This window comes from Microbulbifer maximicatervae (SeqCode), assembly GCF_052467955.1.
The window spans coordinates 1,131,139-1,146,296 of sequence record NZ_CP174329.1; the positions used below are offsets into that span (position 1 = coordinate 1,131,139).

Genomic DNA, 15,158 nt, shown 5'->3' on the forward strand with positions numbered 1-15,158 from the left:
TAAGTTTTTAGCGGCGAAGTTATAGTTGGGGACAACGCAGCTCGAGTATGACTTAACTTCAAATTTTAAGAGTATTCGCTGTCGCCCAACTGTATGAAATCGCTCCGATAACTAAAATTTAATACCCACCCCGAAATTTATGATCCAGGGGTTGTAGTCAAAATGGGCATAGAGGCGATCCCTGCCCAATTCAGTTGGGAAGTCGATAGTGGCATCGGTGTCTGCCAGGTAATAAATCGCGGATGCGTTAAGTAGTAGAGGATATCTCCAGTCGCGGAAATCAAAGATATAATCCAGGCCGGCTTGCAGCCCCCAATCCCACGAGTGCCCCATATTAAATGATCCCGGTGCGACCGAGAGCTCTGAATCTATCAGGTATTCGTTAAACTGGCGGCTGATTTCAACGGTGTGGAAATTGGTGTAATTGATTCCTGCACCGATATAGGGGCGAGCGCGATAGGATGGATCTAAGAAGTACCAGTTGCCGAAAACCATTGTCGTTGTAGTGCTAAAGTCGCCGAGCTGGATTTGGTTTCGCCCAGGGTTGCCGGTGAAATTATCCAGTTTTGTACCATAGCTGGCGCCATTAATATGCATTAATTCTATGCCCCAGCGATCGCTGGGCCGCCACACTCCCGATATTTGCCATGCATGGGTCGAGTCGATTTGCCAACTGCTGTTGTATAAATCCCATTGCTGTAAAACTCTATATTTGAGCGCTGTGCCCTCATCGTTTGGCTGGACATAAGTCAGGCCAAAACGAACAATAAATTCACCCCATTCGATATCACGCCAATCATCCTGGGCATGGGTCGATAGTGCTGAGAGAGTGAAAAGTAGAGTAATAATTCCTTTATTAATTCCTTTTGCGGTCATCTCGATATCCATCTCTGAAAATCCGGACACAGGCAAAACAGCTTATCTGCCATAGGTGGCTTTGGTTGATAATTATTGGCAGTGCATGGGCCAAGTACCCCAAAAAGTAGCAGGACTGAAAAAGACCGCAGGGAATTTTTCAAAATTTGAGGCCTAAATTATCTAGCCAGGTTTACAGGGAGAAGGGAATTTATAAGGAGAGAAAGAATAATGCGCTTGGTGCCTTTGGGGGTATAAGTGTCTATTCGAGTTTACAGGGAAATTTCCACTGCGAGTCTTGGGTGCAGTGTATTCTTTCCCTCTTTTCCAATGATAAGGCTGGGCTATGGGAGGTTACCCAGGGGCACCTTTTCCAGATTGCGGGCGTACTCCAGGAACTTCTGTGCTGCTGGTGACAGCGGACGTGATTTGCGTCGAGCCAAATACCAGTGGGTGACAATAGGAAGCTCTTCGACATCGAGAATTGACAAGCCTGCGCGTCCGCCAAATGCCAGGGTATGCTCTGATAATATAGAGACCCCCAGACCGGACATAACCGCATGCTTAATGGCTTCATTGCTCTCAATGGTCATACGGAGCTTGAGGTCTACATTGCGTTTGCGCAGGAACTGTTCAATGGCATGGCGTGTACCGGAGCCCTCCTCCCGATGAAGGAACTGACAGCCTGCAAATTCTTGCAGGGAGATTTTTTTGCGGGAGGCCAGTGGGTGGTTCTCAGGCGCTATCGCCAGTAAGCGGTTGGGTAGAAACTCCACCAGCTCCAGGTCCTGGCTCTTTGGAGGATGGCTGAATACGTAGAAGTCATCTTCATCCTCACCGGTGTAATCAATGATCTGTTGGCGGTTGCCCACCCTGAAGTGGATATCCAGTCGCGGATGCTGCTGATAAAACTCCCCGATCAGGTGGGGGATAAAGTATTTGGCGGTGGTCACTACTGCCAGTTGTAAGCTGCCGGTATCCAACCCTCGCAATTGGGCCAGTTTCAGGTCCAGATACTCGTAACTCTTCAGGATTTCCCGGGCACTTTCTACCAGGGTTTGCCCGGCCTCCGTAAATTGCAGTTGCCTGCCCACTGAGTAATACAGAGGTAAACCCACCGCATCGGAGAGTTTGGCCAGTTGCATCGATACGCTCGGCTGGGTTAGGTGCAGTTTTCTAGCTGCGGCGCTGATATTGCCCAACTCATAGACACAGAGCAGGATCTCCAGCTGGCGAACGGTTCCAATGCGGGCATGGGCACGAGTTAGGGGCACAAAATCACCTGTATAGGTTTGAATTTATAGTTTACATAATAAATATCTATTTTTATCTATCAATAGCAATTCCGATAATGCGTCAATTTCAATAACCAGTGGGGGCATTATCAATGCAGAGATCACAACTCTTCTTTGGCGTGGTTGTCGGCTTGTTAGTTTTATGCGCAGGCTTGTCAGTAAATCTTGCCGGTATGAACGGGGTTCCCTTGATGGCCGTAGGCCTAGTGGTGGTTCTGGCCAATGCTGCTTACTGGCTGATGGCGCAGCAAACCCCGAAACGCATACGTATTTCCAATAATCGCTCCAGACAGCGCCGGGGACAGCGATAGAGATGCAGTTGGATATTGTTGTTGGTTTCTTTCTGCTGGGCGCCTTTGCCCAGCTGGTTCGCAGTGACCTGCGTTTACCCAAAGGTCTTTACCAGAGTTGCGTTATCTTCCTGCTAATCGCGATTGGTTTGAAAGGTGGTGCTGCTTTAAGTGCATATTCCGCTGCTACCCTGGTTCCCCAGTCCCTGGCGGTGGTGGCTTTTGGTGCTCTGTTACCCCTGGTGGCTTTCCCTATCTTGCGCTGGATTGGCAAGTGGTCACGTGTGGATGCGGCGGCAACCGCGGCGCACTATGGGTCTGTTAGTGTTGCCACCTACGCGGTAGCGGTGGCCCTGCTACAGTCACAGAATATTGAATACGAAGCGTATTTCCCTCTATTTGTAGCGCTTCTTGAAGTCCCGGCAATCATTGTCGGCATGCTGTTGGCACGGCAATCGATGGGCAGTTCGAGCAAGCGCCGGGTGTTTCACGAGGTCACCTGCAACCAGGGAGTACTGTTGCTCCTGGGGGGAATCGTTATCGGAGCCTGGGCTGGAGAGCGCACCGCTTCAGTAATGCCTTTGTTTGGGACCCTGTTTCATGGCATATTGGCGCTCTTTCTGCTGGAAATGGGGCGTGTCGCTGCGGCGCGGTTGGCCGATGTTAGAGGGCAGGGTGCTTTCCTGCTCAGCTTCGGCATTTTTATGCCGCTGATTGGCGGTGCCGCTGGCGGTATCTTGGGGAGTTTGTTGGGTTTGTCGCCTGGTGGTATCTTTCTGCTCGCGGTGCTCGGTAGCAGTGCCTCTTATATCGCTGTGCCTGCGGCTATGTCCGTGGCCCTGCCGCAGGCCAATGCTAGTGTGTCCATCACTTTGTCCCTGGCAGTTACCTTTCCTTTCAATGTGCTGGTGGCGATTCCCGTCTATCTGGCGCTCGTTCAATATTGGAGTTAATCGCAAGTGAAGCCGATTCCCTTTGAAAAAGTCACTATCGTAATGGGTTCCCGCTCAGATTGGGCCACCATGAGCAACGCGACTAAGCCTCTGGAAGAGCTCGAAGTTCCCTTTGCTACTGCTGTGGTTTCGGCCCACAGAACTCCCCAGCGTATGGTTGAATTTGCCAGCCGTGCCCACGAATCCGGTACCGAAGTGATTATTGCCGGCGCCGGCGGCTCCGCCCACTTACCGGGTATGATCGCTGCTTTGACTCCCCTGCCTGTGATCGCAGTGCCGGTTGAGAGCCGTTTTATGACGGGTATGGACAGCTTGTTATCCATTGTGCAGATGCCTCGCGGTGTGGCGGTAGCAACCCAGGCGGTCGGTGCTTCCGGTGCCTACAATGCAGGTTTGATGGCTGCGCAGATGTTGTCTTTGGCTGATGCGGAATTGCAGAAGCGCCTGATCGCCTGGCGTGAGCGTCAGACCGAGCAAGTCCCGATCACGGTTGAGTGATAGGAGATCGTTGTGAGTAAGAGACGAGTTGCCATTATTGGCTGTGGGCAGTTGGCGCAGATGATGGCTCAAGAGGGGCAGCCCCTCGGAGTGGAGTTCAGTTTCCTGGCTGAGACCGGTGAAAACACCGACTGTGTGAAGGGACTGGGGACTATCGTGGAGATGGAACCGGGACAGGACCCTGAGGCCTTGTATCAGGCACTGGGACGCCCGGAAGTGATCACCAGTGAGAGGGAGCAAGTGAGTGTGGATTTGCTGCGCTCATTTCAGCCCTTCTGTCCGGTATATCCGGACCCGCATATTACAGAGAAGGCCCAGCACCGCTTGCGTGAGAAGCGAGCACTCACAGACTCTGGCCTGCCTGTTGCACCTTTTGCAGCAGCACAGGGTGAGAAAGAGCTGCGGGAAGCAGTCGACCAACTGGGATATCCGGCGTTTATTAAGAGCTGTGAAAATGGCTACGACGGCAAGAACCAATGGTGTGTGAAGAGTGCTGCAGACTTGGATGCTGCCATTCCCCAAGCTGGAGATCAGGAGTGTGTGGTTGAGGCTGGGGTGAATTTCGCCTGTGAAGTTTCCATTATCGGTGCTCGCTCGGCATCTGGCGAAATCAAAGCCTATCCGCTGACGGAAAACCGCCACCGCAACGGCACCTTACTGCTGTCCACCGCTCCCTACGACAACCCGGAGTTGCTCAAGGCCGCAGAGGGTTACCTGGCGACCCTGCTGAAGGACTGGGACTATGTGGGTGTATTGGCCGTTGAGTGTTTTGTCAGTGAGAGCGGCCTGATTGTCAACGAAGTGGCACCGCGAGTTCACAACAGCGGTCATTGGACCTTTGTCGGCCCTGAGGCCAGCCAATTTGCCAATCATATCCGCGCGATACTGGATATGCCCCTGGGCGATACTGCCTGCCCGGTGCCGGTTGCGATGGTCAATATGTTGGGGGTTGATGTAGCTCCGAAGCAGGATAACGATGGTGTTTGGCTGTACGGCAAAGCACTTCGCCCTGGGCGCAAAATGGGTCATGTCATTTTACAGGACCCGGATATGGAGCACCTGCGTCAGCGCAGCGAAAGTATGATTGAAGAACTTTACGGCGAAAAGATTTAGTGCTTACTGAATATTGCGCATCGGGTTCTTGAACTTGAGTTTGTAGCCGGTACCCCGCCACATGGGAGTGCCGGCTCGATAAGCCGCCCGGGCAATCATATGGACACCAATTGGCACTGTAAGTAATAAGAATAAAATAGCGGCTATGGCCCTGGCTGTTACCTGAGCGTCACTAAAAAGAATTGCTACGCCCGCCAGCAATAATCCGCAACACACCGTAGCCCCTTTTCCCGATGTACTCATTCGAGTGTAAAAGTCCGGCATTCGCAGCAAGCCCAAAGCGGCGCTGAACCCAAAAAAACTGCCCACCAGAATTATCAAAGCGATAAAAATTTCATCAAATGTCATCATGATCCCTATGGCTGTGGGTGACTGTGCGCGAGCCGCTTTTTTCAATAAAACGGGCAAAGGCCACACTCACTAAAAATGCGACCAGGGCCAGGGCGATGGCAGCGTCCAGATACACGGGTTGTCCCGAGGCGATTGCCAGTAGTGCACAGTAGGCTACCGCCAAAATATTGAGAACATCCAGGGCGACAACCCTGTCTGCTAAGGTGGGGCCCAAAGCGATACGCAGGAAGCACATCACCAGGGCGAGTAATAATAGAAAGGAAGCAATATTGATTGCTACTGTGACCAGTGGCGAATGAATATCGATAATTGTGAGAAACATCAGGAAACGGCCTCCTTAACCCGTTTCTCAAATCCCTCCCTAATCTCCTCGCGAAAGGTTTCTGGATCACTGACAAACATAGTATGTACGATTAAGGCATCATTGTTGGGTGTGACATCCAATACCATAGTGCCCGGTGTCAGCGAAATTAAATTAGTGAGAATAAAAATCTGGTTTCTATCGAGCCTCTCCATGGGTAGTCGTACTACCAGGGGCCGGCTTTGCAAGCGGGGCGAAAAGACTTCGTAGGCGGCACGCAGGCTGGATAAAACAAGCTCCTCGATAAAGAAAAAGAATAAATGAGCCAAACGGGGCAAGCGGGTAAAATAAGTCTGTGCTCCGGGTAATATAGGTGAGACTCGCAGTGCCAGAAATCCGATCAGAAAACCAAAGAAAAAATTTGCCATGGAAGCATTGCCGGTCAGGGCCGACCAACTGATCGCGAGCAATAAATTTAATAGAAAAATACGCATTTCTATTTATCCATCCCAAAGTTGATGAGTGGTACCTGGTAACACGGCGTTCAGGTAATCATCAGGCTCCAATAACTCTCCGGCAGCCCCCAGGGAGTATTCGATAAAAGGCTCGGGAACCAATCCCAAAGCCAAAGTGATTAATGCCAATAACGCGACTGGCAACAGCCGCTGGAAGCGCTCTGCGCCGCTAAGGCTATATAAATTTTTGCAGTGCTCCTGGGGGTGTGGCTTCCAGAATGCCTCTGCCCATATTTTACTCATTGAAAACAGGGTGAGCGCCCCAGTAATCAGTGCGACGGCAGCGACGATATAGGCGGCCTGATCGAGGCTTGCTTTGACTAATAGCAATTTTGCCCAGAACCCAGATAATGGTGGGAACCCCGCTAAGCTAAATGCGGCGATAAAAAAGAAAGTAGAGAGAAGTGGGCTGGCGCGATATAAACCACCAATTTCATTGAGCTCATAACTGCCAGTAAGGCGCTGGGCAGTACCGCTAATCAGGAATAAATTTGTCTTTGCCACAATATTGTGAACCATGTAGAACACAGATCCGGCCAATGCTAAAGGACTGTTCAGTGCTAATCCCAATACAAGGAATCCAATCTGGCTGATGATATGGAATGCGAGTATTTTGCGGAATTCGTACTGTGCTGCTGCGCCCAAAACACCCGTTAGCATGGTGAGTAATGCTGCTCCCAATAAGATATTCCGGGTGAATTCCAAATCATTGGGAAATATTAAAGTAAAGGTGCGAATTAGCGCATAGACGCCGACTTTGGTCAGGAGACCGGCAAATACAGCGGTTACAGCGACAGGTGGAACATGGTATGAAGCGGGCAACCAGAAAAAGAGTGGAAATATTGCCGCCTTAATTCCAAAAGCGCAGATAAAAATAACTGCCAATGTTGAAATCGCGACGGGATTTTGTACTTCGGCCAGAGAAATATGCAGCTGTGCCATATTAAGGGTGCCGGTGAGTCCATAAAGCAACCCGATAGAGGTCAGCATCAACAGCGTGGATACAAGGTTTAATGCTACATATTTGATGCCACCGTCCAGCTGTATTTTTTCACCTCCCAGCACCAGCAGTGCGAAAGAGGCAATCAGCATCACCTCAAACCACACATACAAATTAAATAAGTCGCCGGTGATAAAGCTACCGCTGACACCGGCCAACAGCAGTTGAAAGAAACTGTGAAAGCCAAGTTTCACCCGCTTCTCACTGATATCTGAAATGGCAAATAGAGAGACACACAGACCCACAATGGCACTGATCAACAGCATTACCGCACTGAGCCGATCGGCGACCAAAGTAATTCCGAAGGGAGCCTGCCAGTCTCCCATTTGCCCAGCCTGAGGGCCCAGGCTTTCTACCAGGACAAGAATATAAAGGTTAATGCATAGGGCGGTAAGGCATCCCAATATTGAAATGCCAGAGCAAAGGTATCTACGGCCTCGAGCGGGAAATGTGATTAACGCCGTGGCGATAGGGATTAGGAATGGCAGGGCCAATAACCAACTCAAGTGGTCTTCTTCCTCTTGGGTTTGACGGGCTCGGCAATACGCATGCTATCCACATCCAATGTACCCAACTCACGGTAAGCCTGGGCGATCAGGGCTAGGGCAAAGGCCAGCAGGCCGAAGCCAATGACGATCGCGGTTAGGATCAGGGCCTGGGGTAGGGGATTGGCGACGATAATTTGCGGGGCTTCCTGTCCCTTGGGTACCAGCGGTGGCGAGGCGCGGGTTAACCGTCCCGCGATAAAAATTGCCAAATTGGCGGCATTGCTAATCAGTACCAAGCCGAACAGATAGTGCAACAGGTGGCGAGCCAGCATAAGGTACACACCGGTAGCAATCAGTATGCCGACAACAACAGCGAGGGGAGCTTCCATATCAACTGGCCTCTTCCAAGGCAAAAATGAGTGTGAGCACGGCTCCGAGTACTGTCAGATAAACCCCAATATCAAAAATTAAAACATTGCTAATAATGATCCCGCCAGTTTCCTTGCTCCCTACCATGGTAAACCACTGTCCGGAAAAGGGGCCATCTCCCCAAAATAGAGCCATTAATCCAGATAGCCCGGCAATGACAACTCCCCAGGCGGCTAGGGTTCCTGGAGGTATACGCAGAGCACTTTGTGCCGCCTCCATCCCCCAAGCCATGGCAAATAGGGCAAAAGCAGAAGCGGCAATTAATCCAGCAATAAACCCACCTCCGGGATAATTGTGTCCACGCAACAGCATATAAATAGAGAAAACCAAGATCAGTGCTACCAGCACTCGGGTCGCTGTTTGTAGGATTATAGAATTCACTGCTTGCCCCGTCTTAAATGATGACCGAGTAAGGTCACCGCAGCGACAGCCGCGGTAAACACCACAATAATCTCCCCGAAAGTATCCAGGGCCCGGAAGTCCACCAGAATGACATTGACGATATTGCGCCCATGAGCCTCGGGTACAGCAGCTTCCTTGTAAAATTCACTCACTGGGCTCTCGAATGGGGTTTGCAGAACCACCAGAATGCTAATGGTAAACAAAAGGCCAACTGTGGCACCGAGTAATGCATCCCTGGGACGAAAGCCTTCCTTCTTGCCGGGAGTAAATACGGGCAGGCGTGGAAGAATCGCAGCAATTAATACCAAGTAGAGTGTTTCCACCAGAATCTGTGTAATGGCCACATCCGGTGCACCAAAGAAGAGATAAATTAGAGCGATACCCACACCGAGAGCGCCGAGAGCGCAAATGGCAGTCAGAGGTTTACGCGCAAAACCCGCAGTAAACGTACCTCCTACCGTCAGCAGTATGGCTGCCCACTCTTTTAAATTAAGTCGTGGCGCAGTGTATTCCAGTGAGAAGTGGCCGGTATGAACAAAGGCATAAAAAAGGGCCATCGAGAGCGTAACAAAAATGACTGTGAGATAACGACGCATAATTCCATTTTGCAATATGCGTGTTTGCAGTGCGGCAAAAGCTTTTAATAGTTCTAAGGATTTATCCCACAGTAGATCGGCGCTAGTTGGCGCATGGGTAAAGTCCCAGTTTAGCCAGGCACGCATACGTTTTAAATTGACATACATAATCACCCCGAGCACAAAAGTAAGAATGCTCATCAGGAGCGGAATGTTAATACCGTGCCAGAGTTTCAGGTCGATGGTTTCCGGAAGGCCAAGTATCGCTGTCAGTGCCGGTTCCACCAGTCCGCCACCGACTAAGTCCGGGGCCAAACCAAATGTGAGGCCGAAGGCGCTTAAAACTAGTGGGCTTATCCATAAACCGGGGGGTGCCCAGCGTATGCGGCTGGCATCTTTGGGGGGAGGGCCAAAGAATGGTTTGATGGCCACCATGCCGGCTACTGTCACCGTTACTGCATTGGCAAAAATTGCTGCTGTGCCCACCAGTGCGGGCTCTGAAGCTACCGCCAGTGCACCTTCATATTTAAGCTCTTTACCAATAAATCCAAGGAACGGCGGGAATCCTGCCATGGATAGGGCTGAAGCCAGTGCAGCTATAAAAGCAAAGGGCAATAATTTTGCCAGACCGTGCAGCCTGGTTAAATCCCGGGTACCTGTTTGCCGATCGATAATGCCCACCACCATAAACAGTGCGGCTTTATAAAAAGAGTGAACCAGCAAGAAAGTAATTGCAGCGGCGACGGCAGCTGAAGCATCAGAACCCAGAAACATGGTAATAGTGCCGAGGGCAATAACGGTGGTATAAGCGAGGGCCAGTTTAAGGTCTGTTTGACGCAGGGCGGCCAATGCCGCTACTGCGGCAGTGGCAATACCGGTGCAGGTTAAAATCCACTCCCAGTATTCAGTGTGAGCCAGTACCGGATGTAGGCGCGCAAGAAGGTAAATACCGGCTTTGACCATAGTGGCGGAGTGTAGATATGCGCTCACCGGTGTTGGAGCCGCCATGGCATTGGGCAACCAAAAATGGAAGGGCAGCTGTGCCGACTTTGAGAATGCTCCGATAAGTACCAGTATCAAGATAGGAAGATACAGTGAACTGGATTTAATCTGTTCTCCTTTTATTAACAACTCTTCAAGATCATAGCTATCGACAATTTGTCCCATTAATAGGAAAGCGGTTAGTAAGCAAAGCCCCCCTAAGGCGGTCACTAGTAAAGCCTGTAAAGCTGAGCGTCGTGCAACAGCACTGGAGTGGTTAAAGCCAATCAGGAGGTAACTTGCGACCGTCGTCACTTCCCAAAACACAAATAAAGTAATGAGATCGGATGCCAATACCAAACCCAGCATTCCGACCATAAAGAGATAGAGATAGAGGAAGAAACGCCGCAATAGTGGATTGCCGCGTAAATACGCAGCGGCGTAAATGGTGATAAAAAAGCCGATACCGCTGATTAATAAGGCAAATAAAAAGCTGAGGCCATCAATATAGAAGCGTAGGGATACGCCCAGCTCTGGAACCCAGTTAACGCCAAAGGAAAACTCTCTACCTGCGGAAATATCAGGCAGGTGAAAAAGTAGTGATAAGGCGACAATGGCCGGAGGAATCGGAGAAAGCAGGGAGATCCATCTTCCCGGCGTTTTTTTATCGCCACTGCGACTTTCCATGTCGCCTGCTGATCCCATTATTTTATCCCTGGTGACTCGATGCCTGTATACAGCAGTGATTCACTGCCAGGGTAATAGTTTAGGTGTTATTCCTGAGGTAGAGTGCTTAGGATCAAATTACTCTTAATTGTCCGTATCAGGTGAATAACCTGAGAGGTCAAACCGGGATCTCGAAAGAGTATGATGATTAATGCTAAAGGCGGCAGCGGATTTGTATTCTTATAGTTTTATCCAGTAACTTGGATTAATAATTAAGAAAAATATCCTATAGATAAATACCCTATTCCCCTCACACTGTTCCTGTTATTGAATCGTAAGTATTTATGCACAATGAAGAATCGTGGAATATAGCATAGGAGAATAGATATGTTGAAATTGGCATGCTTAGCTGCAGTGGGAGCTTCTGCTGTTTTTCTGTCCAGTGGAGTTTCTGCTGTGAGCTGTGGGGATGTTGTAACTGTACCGGAAATTTTGGAAGGGGCGATAGAGTCATGCGCCGTCAGCCCTGCGGTCACCATTACTGATGCTGGATCATTGGATTTAAATGGTTACTCAATTAGCTGTAATGGTTCTGGGGTGGGCGTAAATCTGCAAGGTGCTGGAAGGATTCTGAGTAACTCAGAGGGGGGAGGGTTTATAGAGAACTGTGCAACAGGTGTCTCCGTTGAAGGGGTTGGAGCGCATTTTATTCAAAATGTAAGTGTCATGAGTAATTCTAATTCTGGTGTTGCAATTACAAGTAACAATAATGTTGTTTTGGATTTATTTTCAAGTTTTAATTCCGGTGTGGGTGTCCGGGTGTTGGGTGACTTTAACCAAGTAATAAATGCAGAAATAAGCGCTAATAATTCTTCCGGTATGGAAGTTTCTGGAAGTAGCAATGTAATAAGTTCAAGTGAATATCAACTAAATGATGATAACGGAATTGTGATTTCAGATGCAGATAATAATCTAATTGTTGGGAATTCATTGGATGAAAATGGAACAAATGGAATTCTATTGGAGGCAGATGATCAGCATGGTAATGTTATTACAGGGAATGAGGTGAATGATAGTGGTAATACGGACCTTAGGGACCAAAATAATCCTGCCTGTGTGAATAATGTATGGATTTCAAATACCTTTGGCAGCTCTAATGATTCGTGCATCCAATAGGAGGGTTATGGGGTTGATATTCTTTGCAGATGTATTTGGTTTGGTTGACGCAAGTTTAGGTGTTATTGCAAGACATAAAAATAAGCTAATTTCTATGTCACATTGGGACAGCAGTATCTATATAACTTGTTGGCAAGCTTAACTCGCCAAAACCTATATTTCAAAGACTCCTGTTTATCGAGATCTTTAAAGTTCGGGTAAAAGCTGTAGGTCCGAACTCCACCTTTTTAAGGGTAGGCGTTAAAGGTTGCAGTTAGGGGGGATCTAGGTATTGGATAATGAGTTGGCCATTTTTAAAGTAATCGATTCCGAGACTTGGAAATGGCATATCATAATAGACCAACTCTTCAAATATTGGCGGGTCTCCTAGTGGTAGTATTCAGAATTCTGAATACTACCACTAGGAATGACCATCTTGTGTGGGGCGTATTTTTCATTCGCTTTACGAGACATTTAATTTACTTTTGATTGGGAAGGAGATCCCATAGATAAATCCCAGCTCTCTATCACACTATCAATAGCCTTGAAAATTCCAGGCTTTGTAGTAATTAATTACGATTGGGTGAAATGATATGAAAACTGAATGTGCTAACCTCGCAAGATTGACGCTTTTAACGATATCTGGTGTTTCTGCTTTTTCACTGGCGGGTGCCGCCTTCGCGGTAAGCTGCGGTGACACGGTCACTACTCCAGAGATTCTGGATGCATCTATTGTTGCATGTGCTACAAGTCCCGCTGTTACTATCACTGATGCTGGATCCTTGGATTTAAATGGTTATACTATTAGCTGCAATGGGGCTGGGATAGGGGTGCAAATACTAGGGTCAGGAAGGACGCTTTCAGATAGTTCTTTCGGCGCGGGAAGTGTTGAATCTTGTGATGTTGGCGTTTCTGTAGAGGGAGTGGGGGGGGGCACTATTTGGAATTTATAACAGTAGTTCTTAATAATTTTTCTGGTATTTCCGTTATTTCTGATGCTAATGTTTTTCTCGGTGTTATTTCTGGTTCCTCTACTTTTGGTAATGGTGGTGTTGGGCTTAGGCTGGCTGGTGCGAATAATCAGATTTTACAATCTGCATTTGAAAAGAATACACTATCAGGTGTGGAGATTTCTGGAAATAATAATTATATTAAACAAAGTAGCGCTCTACCAAACTCCGGATCGGTCTTCGTAATTACAACCGCTAATAATATTACCTTAGATAGTGTTGCGGCCAATGATAATAGTGTTGATGGAATACTAGCTGAAGCCAGTTCTATGTCAGGTGGATTGATTTTTAATAGTACTGCGCGAGATAATTCTGGAGATGATTTGAGTGATCAAAATATTATTCCTTGTGGACGATTTCAGTGGATAAATAATTACTTTGGTACAGCAAATAATTCTTGTATTGATTAGTTAGTATTATCAGGGGGCTGGCCCTGCTCTATGGGCCAGCAGGCCTAGTGAGGTTGTGAATATTAGACTACAGGCAAATCAAACCATAATGCCGTTGCTCCATCTGTTGCTGCTTTTAGCCTTATTATTTCTTTAAATATGCCTAGACCATCCCCGGCACTTAACTGGCGATTATTTTTAATAATGATGTCTCCATCTATGATATGTAGGTAGCCAGGGCGCTGCAATGTATCCAATTGTAGAATCTCTCCAGGCTCTATTTGAAGACGATATAGGCTGGTATCCTGATGGATTTTTAACGAATTATCTCGACCACTGGGTGTTACCAATGGAGTCAGCATGCTCGTTTGGTTTATTGTCCTTTGCTCATAGACAGGTTGAATACCCCTCTGATTTGGCTGAATCCAGATTTGAAGAAACTTCAATTTTTTTGTTTTCGAGTGATTGAACTCGGAATGGGTAATTCCGGTTCCGGCGCTCATTATCTGAACTTCGCCAGCGGGAACGACAAAGTGATTGCCTTCACTATCCCGATGTTCGATAGCACCTTCAAGAATATAGGAAATAATTTCCATATCCCGATGTCCATGGGTGTCAAATCCGGCCCCTGCTTTTACTGTATCATCGTTGATAACGCGCAGTGCAGAAAAACCCATGTGTTTTGGGTCGTAATAGTGCCCAAATGAAAAGGTGTGCTTGCTGTCCAGCCAGCCAAATCGGGCTTGACCGCGTTCATGTGACGGTCTGAAGTAATACATAGCCAGCTCCTATTAGTGCAGTAAATAGAATATTAGGGCTATGATAGTCTTTTGCGGTATAAGGGAATATTGGGTAAAAAGAATCTTACCATTCGTATCAATAGAATACTCAGCCTTCCTCAGAGGTGGGCATATCTAAAGTGAGTAATCGAAGTTCGCCAATAAACTCCCTCGCCACTGGGCCTAATTTATCCTGGTCTTTAAAGTTCAGGTAAAAGCTGCTGGACCGCACTCCACCATTTTTCAAGGGGAGTCGATTTAAAGTGCCATTCTCGAGTAGCGTGGAGACCATTGGCAATGGCAGCCAGGCGAACCCCATTCCCTGTACAATTAAATCCACGGAGGCCCGTAAACTGCCCACTTTCCAGCGTTGCTCTGCCCCCAGCCAGCCGGAATCTCTATTGGTCTGTAGTGCGGAATCTCGCACAATAATCTGACGAAAGGACTTCAAGTCTTCATAACTCAGCTCGTATCCCAGCTGATGCAGTGGATGGTTCTTATGGGCTACAGCCACAAATTCGATGCGACAAATCTCATCGTTGAGGGCATTCTTCATGCGGAAGGCGGAAAGTCCCAGATCTACCAGCCCCTCCTGGATCAACTCATTAGTGCCGGATAGTACTGTATCAACGATATCAATATTCACCTGTGGATAAATTGCGGAAACTCTCTCCAGAGCCTGAAAAACGACACTTTGGGGAAAGGCGCCATCTACGGCAATGCGCAGCTCGGATTCCACTCCCTGGTTAAGGGATCCGGCAATATCCTCAATACGTGAGACTTCATCCAGTAGGTATTGGCCCCGGCGTAGCATTAAATTACCGGCTTCAGTAATTACCACTTTTCTACCCGAGACTTCAAACAATTTTACGCCGAGTGCAGCTTCCAGATTGCTAACTGCATTGTGAATACTGGACTGGCTTTTGTGAACGTGGGAAGAGGCCTGATTAAAGCCGCCGGCATCTGCGACAGCTTTAAACATTCGCCACTGTTCCAGAGTGGTTTTTTGCATCTGGGTACTCTTTGAAGGCTGCGAAGGGCTGTTTCAAGGTTTAAGGAGCCTGGGGCAGCCCTGAATATCCTGACTGGCCCAGGCTGGATAGGCAAGGGTTT

At 48.3% G+C, this 15,158-nt stretch carries 18 protein-coding genes; 7 read left to right on the forward strand and 11 right to left on the reverse strand.

Features of this window, described 5'->3' with window-relative positions:
- Positions 1–111 precede the first annotated feature (111 nt).
- Complete coding sequence (locus ACJJI5_RS04765) at positions 112–906, reverse strand: OmpW/AlkL family protein (protein ID WP_444896092.1); 795 nt, start codon at positions 904–906, stop codon at positions 112–114.
- A 293-nt stretch (positions 907–1,199) separates the two neighbouring features.
- Positions 1,200–2,129 carry a LysR family transcriptional regulator gene (locus tag ACJJI5_RS04770; RefSeq protein WP_413663323.1) on the reverse strand — a complete coding sequence of 310 codons (930 nt, stop codon included), beginning with the start codon at positions 2,127–2,129 and terminating at the stop codon, positions 1,200–1,202.
- A gap of 113 nt (positions 2,130–2,242) precedes the next feature.
- Between ACJJI5_RS04770 and ACJJI5_RS04775 the strand changes: the two genes are divergently transcribed.
- The 4 genes from ACJJI5_RS04775 to ACJJI5_RS04790 are packed head-to-tail and all read left to right on the forward strand — an operon-like array spanning position 2,243 to position 5,004.
- Positions 2,243–2,461, forward strand: coding sequence for a hypothetical protein (locus ACJJI5_RS04775; RefSeq protein WP_444918188.1), 219 nt, complete (start codon positions 2,243–2,245; stop codon positions 2,459–2,461).
- A 2-nt stretch (positions 2,462–2,463) separates the two neighbouring features.
- A complete protein-coding gene (locus ACJJI5_RS04780) occupies positions 2,464–3,393 on the forward strand; it encodes a sodium-dependent bicarbonate transport family permease (protein WP_282931252.1) in 930 nt (309 codons plus the stop codon).
- A gap of 6 nt (positions 3,394–3,399) precedes the next feature.
- The gene (gene purE, locus ACJJI5_RS04785) at positions 3,400–3,891 is read left to right on the forward strand and encodes a 5-(carboxyamino)imidazole ribonucleotide mutase (RefSeq protein ID WP_282931253.1); all 492 of its coding nucleotides are present in this window, start codon (positions 3,400–3,402) and stop codon (positions 3,889–3,891) included.
- A gap of 12 nt (positions 3,892–3,903) precedes the next feature.
- Positions 3,904–5,004, forward strand: a complete 1,101-nt coding sequence (locus tag ACJJI5_RS04790; RefSeq protein ID WP_445355659.1) for a 5-(carboxyamino)imidazole ribonucleotide synthase — start codon at positions 3,904–3,906, stop codon at positions 5,002–5,004.
- A 3-nt stretch (positions 5,005–5,007) separates the two neighbouring features.
- Here the strand turns inward: ACJJI5_RS04790 and mnhG are convergent, their stop codons facing one another.
- Genes mnhG through mbhE form a run of 7 tightly spaced genes read right to left on the reverse strand, consistent with a single transcriptional unit; the run spans position 5,008 to position 10,751 of the window.
- On the reverse strand, positions 5,008–5,352 hold the full coding sequence (gene mnhG, locus ACJJI5_RS04795) for a monovalent cation/H(+) antiporter subunit G (RefSeq protein ID WP_413663319.1): 345 nt from the start codon (positions 5,350–5,352) through the stop codon (positions 5,008–5,010).
- Complete coding sequence (locus tag ACJJI5_RS04800; RefSeq protein ID WP_413663318.1) at positions 5,342–5,677, reverse strand: cation:proton antiporter; 336 nt, start codon at positions 5,675–5,677, stop codon at positions 5,342–5,344. Before ACJJI5_RS04800 ends, mnhG begins: the two co-directional genes overlap by 11 nt.
- Positions 5,677–6,150, reverse strand: a complete 474-nt coding sequence (locus tag ACJJI5_RS04805) for a Na+/H+ antiporter subunit E (RefSeq protein ID WP_413663317.1) — start codon at positions 6,148–6,150, stop codon at positions 5,677–5,679. The genes ACJJI5_RS04800 and ACJJI5_RS04805 overlap by 1 nt, the downstream gene beginning before the upstream one ends.
- Before the next feature lie 6 nt (positions 6,151–6,156).
- Complete coding sequence (locus ACJJI5_RS04810) at positions 6,157–7,677, reverse strand: Na+/H+ antiporter subunit D (protein ID WP_445355660.1); 1,521 nt, start codon at positions 7,675–7,677, stop codon at positions 6,157–6,159.
- Complete coding sequence (locus tag ACJJI5_RS04815; protein ID WP_445355661.1) at positions 7,674–8,048, reverse strand: Na+/H+ antiporter subunit C; 375 nt, start codon at positions 8,046–8,048, stop codon at positions 7,674–7,676. Before ACJJI5_RS04815 ends, ACJJI5_RS04810 begins: the two co-directional genes overlap by 4 nt.
- Before the next feature lies 1 nt (position 8,049).
- Positions 8,050–8,469, reverse strand: a complete 420-nt coding sequence (locus ACJJI5_RS04820) for a Na+/H+ antiporter subunit B (RefSeq protein WP_445355662.1) — start codon at positions 8,467–8,469, stop codon at positions 8,050–8,052.
- Positions 8,466–10,751, reverse strand: a complete 2,286-nt coding sequence (mbhE, locus tag ACJJI5_RS04825) for a hydrogen gas-evolving membrane-bound hydrogenase subunit E (RefSeq protein WP_445355663.1) — start codon at positions 10,749–10,751, stop codon at positions 8,466–8,468. The genes ACJJI5_RS04820 and mbhE overlap by 4 nt, the downstream gene beginning before the upstream one ends.
- Before the next feature lie 348 nt (positions 10,752–11,099).
- On the opposite strand from mbhE, the gene ACJJI5_RS04830 reads away from it, so the two are divergent.
- The 3 genes from ACJJI5_RS04830 (at position 11,100) to ACJJI5_RS04840 (ending at position 13,287) form a co-directional block, all read left to right on the forward strand.
- Positions 11,100–11,888, forward strand: a complete 789-nt coding sequence (locus ACJJI5_RS04830) for a right-handed parallel beta-helix repeat-containing protein (RefSeq protein ID WP_445355664.1) — start codon at positions 11,100–11,102, stop codon at positions 11,886–11,888.
- Positions 11,889–12,460: 572 nt separating this feature from the next.
- Positions 12,461–12,820 carry a hypothetical protein gene (locus ACJJI5_RS04835; protein ID WP_445355665.1) on the forward strand — a complete coding sequence of 120 codons (360 nt, stop codon included), beginning with the start codon at positions 12,461–12,463 and terminating at the stop codon, positions 12,818–12,820.
- Positions 12,808–13,287 (forward strand): hypothetical protein, encoded by a 480-nt coding sequence (locus ACJJI5_RS04840; protein ID WP_445355666.1) that lies wholly within the window; start codon positions 12,808–12,810, stop codon positions 13,285–13,287. The genes ACJJI5_RS04835 and ACJJI5_RS04840 overlap by 13 nt, the downstream gene beginning before the upstream one ends.
- A gap of 62 nt (positions 13,288–13,349) precedes the next feature.
- Here ACJJI5_RS04840 and ACJJI5_RS04845 read toward each other — a convergent pair whose 3' ends face one another.
- A complete protein-coding gene (locus tag ACJJI5_RS04845; RefSeq protein ID WP_445355667.1) occupies positions 13,350–14,045 on the reverse strand; it encodes a pirin family protein in 696 nt (231 codons plus the stop codon).
- A 109-nt stretch (positions 14,046–14,154) separates the two neighbouring features.
- Positions 14,155–15,057: a LysR family transcriptional regulator gene (locus ACJJI5_RS04850; protein WP_445355668.1), complete on the reverse strand. Its 903-nt coding sequence runs from the start codon at positions 15,055–15,057 to the stop codon at positions 14,155–14,157.
- Positions 15,058–15,158 lie beyond the last annotated feature (101 nt).

Excerpts from the sequence above, each read along its gene's own strand:
- ACJJI5_RS04830 (WP_445355664.1), top strand. The coding sequence starts at position 11,100 with ATGTTGAAATTGGCATGCTTAGCTGCAGTGGGAGCTTCTGCTGTTTTT.
- ACJJI5_RS04805 (WP_413663317.1), bottom strand. The coding sequence starts at position 6,150 with ATGCGTATTTTTCTATTAAATTTATTGCTCGCGATCAGTTGGTCGGCC.
- ACJJI5_RS04835 (WP_445355665.1), top strand. The coding sequence starts at position 12,461 with ATGAAAACTGAATGTGCTAACCTCGCAAGATTGACGCTTTTAACGATA.
- ACJJI5_RS04815 (WP_445355661.1), bottom strand. The coding sequence starts at position 8,048 with ATGGAAGCTCCCCTCGCTGTTGTTGTCGGCATACTGATTGCTACCGGT.
- mbhE (WP_445355663.1), bottom strand. The coding sequence starts at position 10,751 with ATGGGATCAGCAGGCGACATGGAAAGTCGCAGTGGCGATAAAAAAACG.
- ACJJI5_RS04845 (WP_445355667.1), bottom strand. The coding sequence starts at position 14,045 with ATGTATTACTTCAGACCGTCACATGAACGCGGTCAAGCCCGATTTGGC.
- ACJJI5_RS04775 (WP_444918188.1), top strand. The coding sequence starts at position 2,243 with ATGCAGAGATCACAACTCTTCTTTGGCGTGGTTGTCGGCTTGTTAGTT.
- ACJJI5_RS04800 (WP_413663318.1), bottom strand. The coding sequence starts at position 5,677 with ATGTTTCTCACAATTATCGATATTCATTCGCCACTGGTCACAGTAGCA.
- ACJJI5_RS04780 (WP_282931252.1), top strand. The coding sequence starts at position 2,464 with ATGCAGTTGGATATTGTTGTTGGTTTCTTTCTGCTGGGCGCCTTTGCC.
- mnhG (WP_413663319.1), bottom strand. The coding sequence starts at position 5,352 with ATGACATTTGATGAAATTTTTATCGCTTTGATAATTCTGGTGGGCAGT.
- ACJJI5_RS04850 (WP_445355668.1), bottom strand. The coding sequence starts at position 15,057 with ATGCAAAAAACCACTCTGGAACAGTGGCGAATGTTTAAAGCTGTCGCA.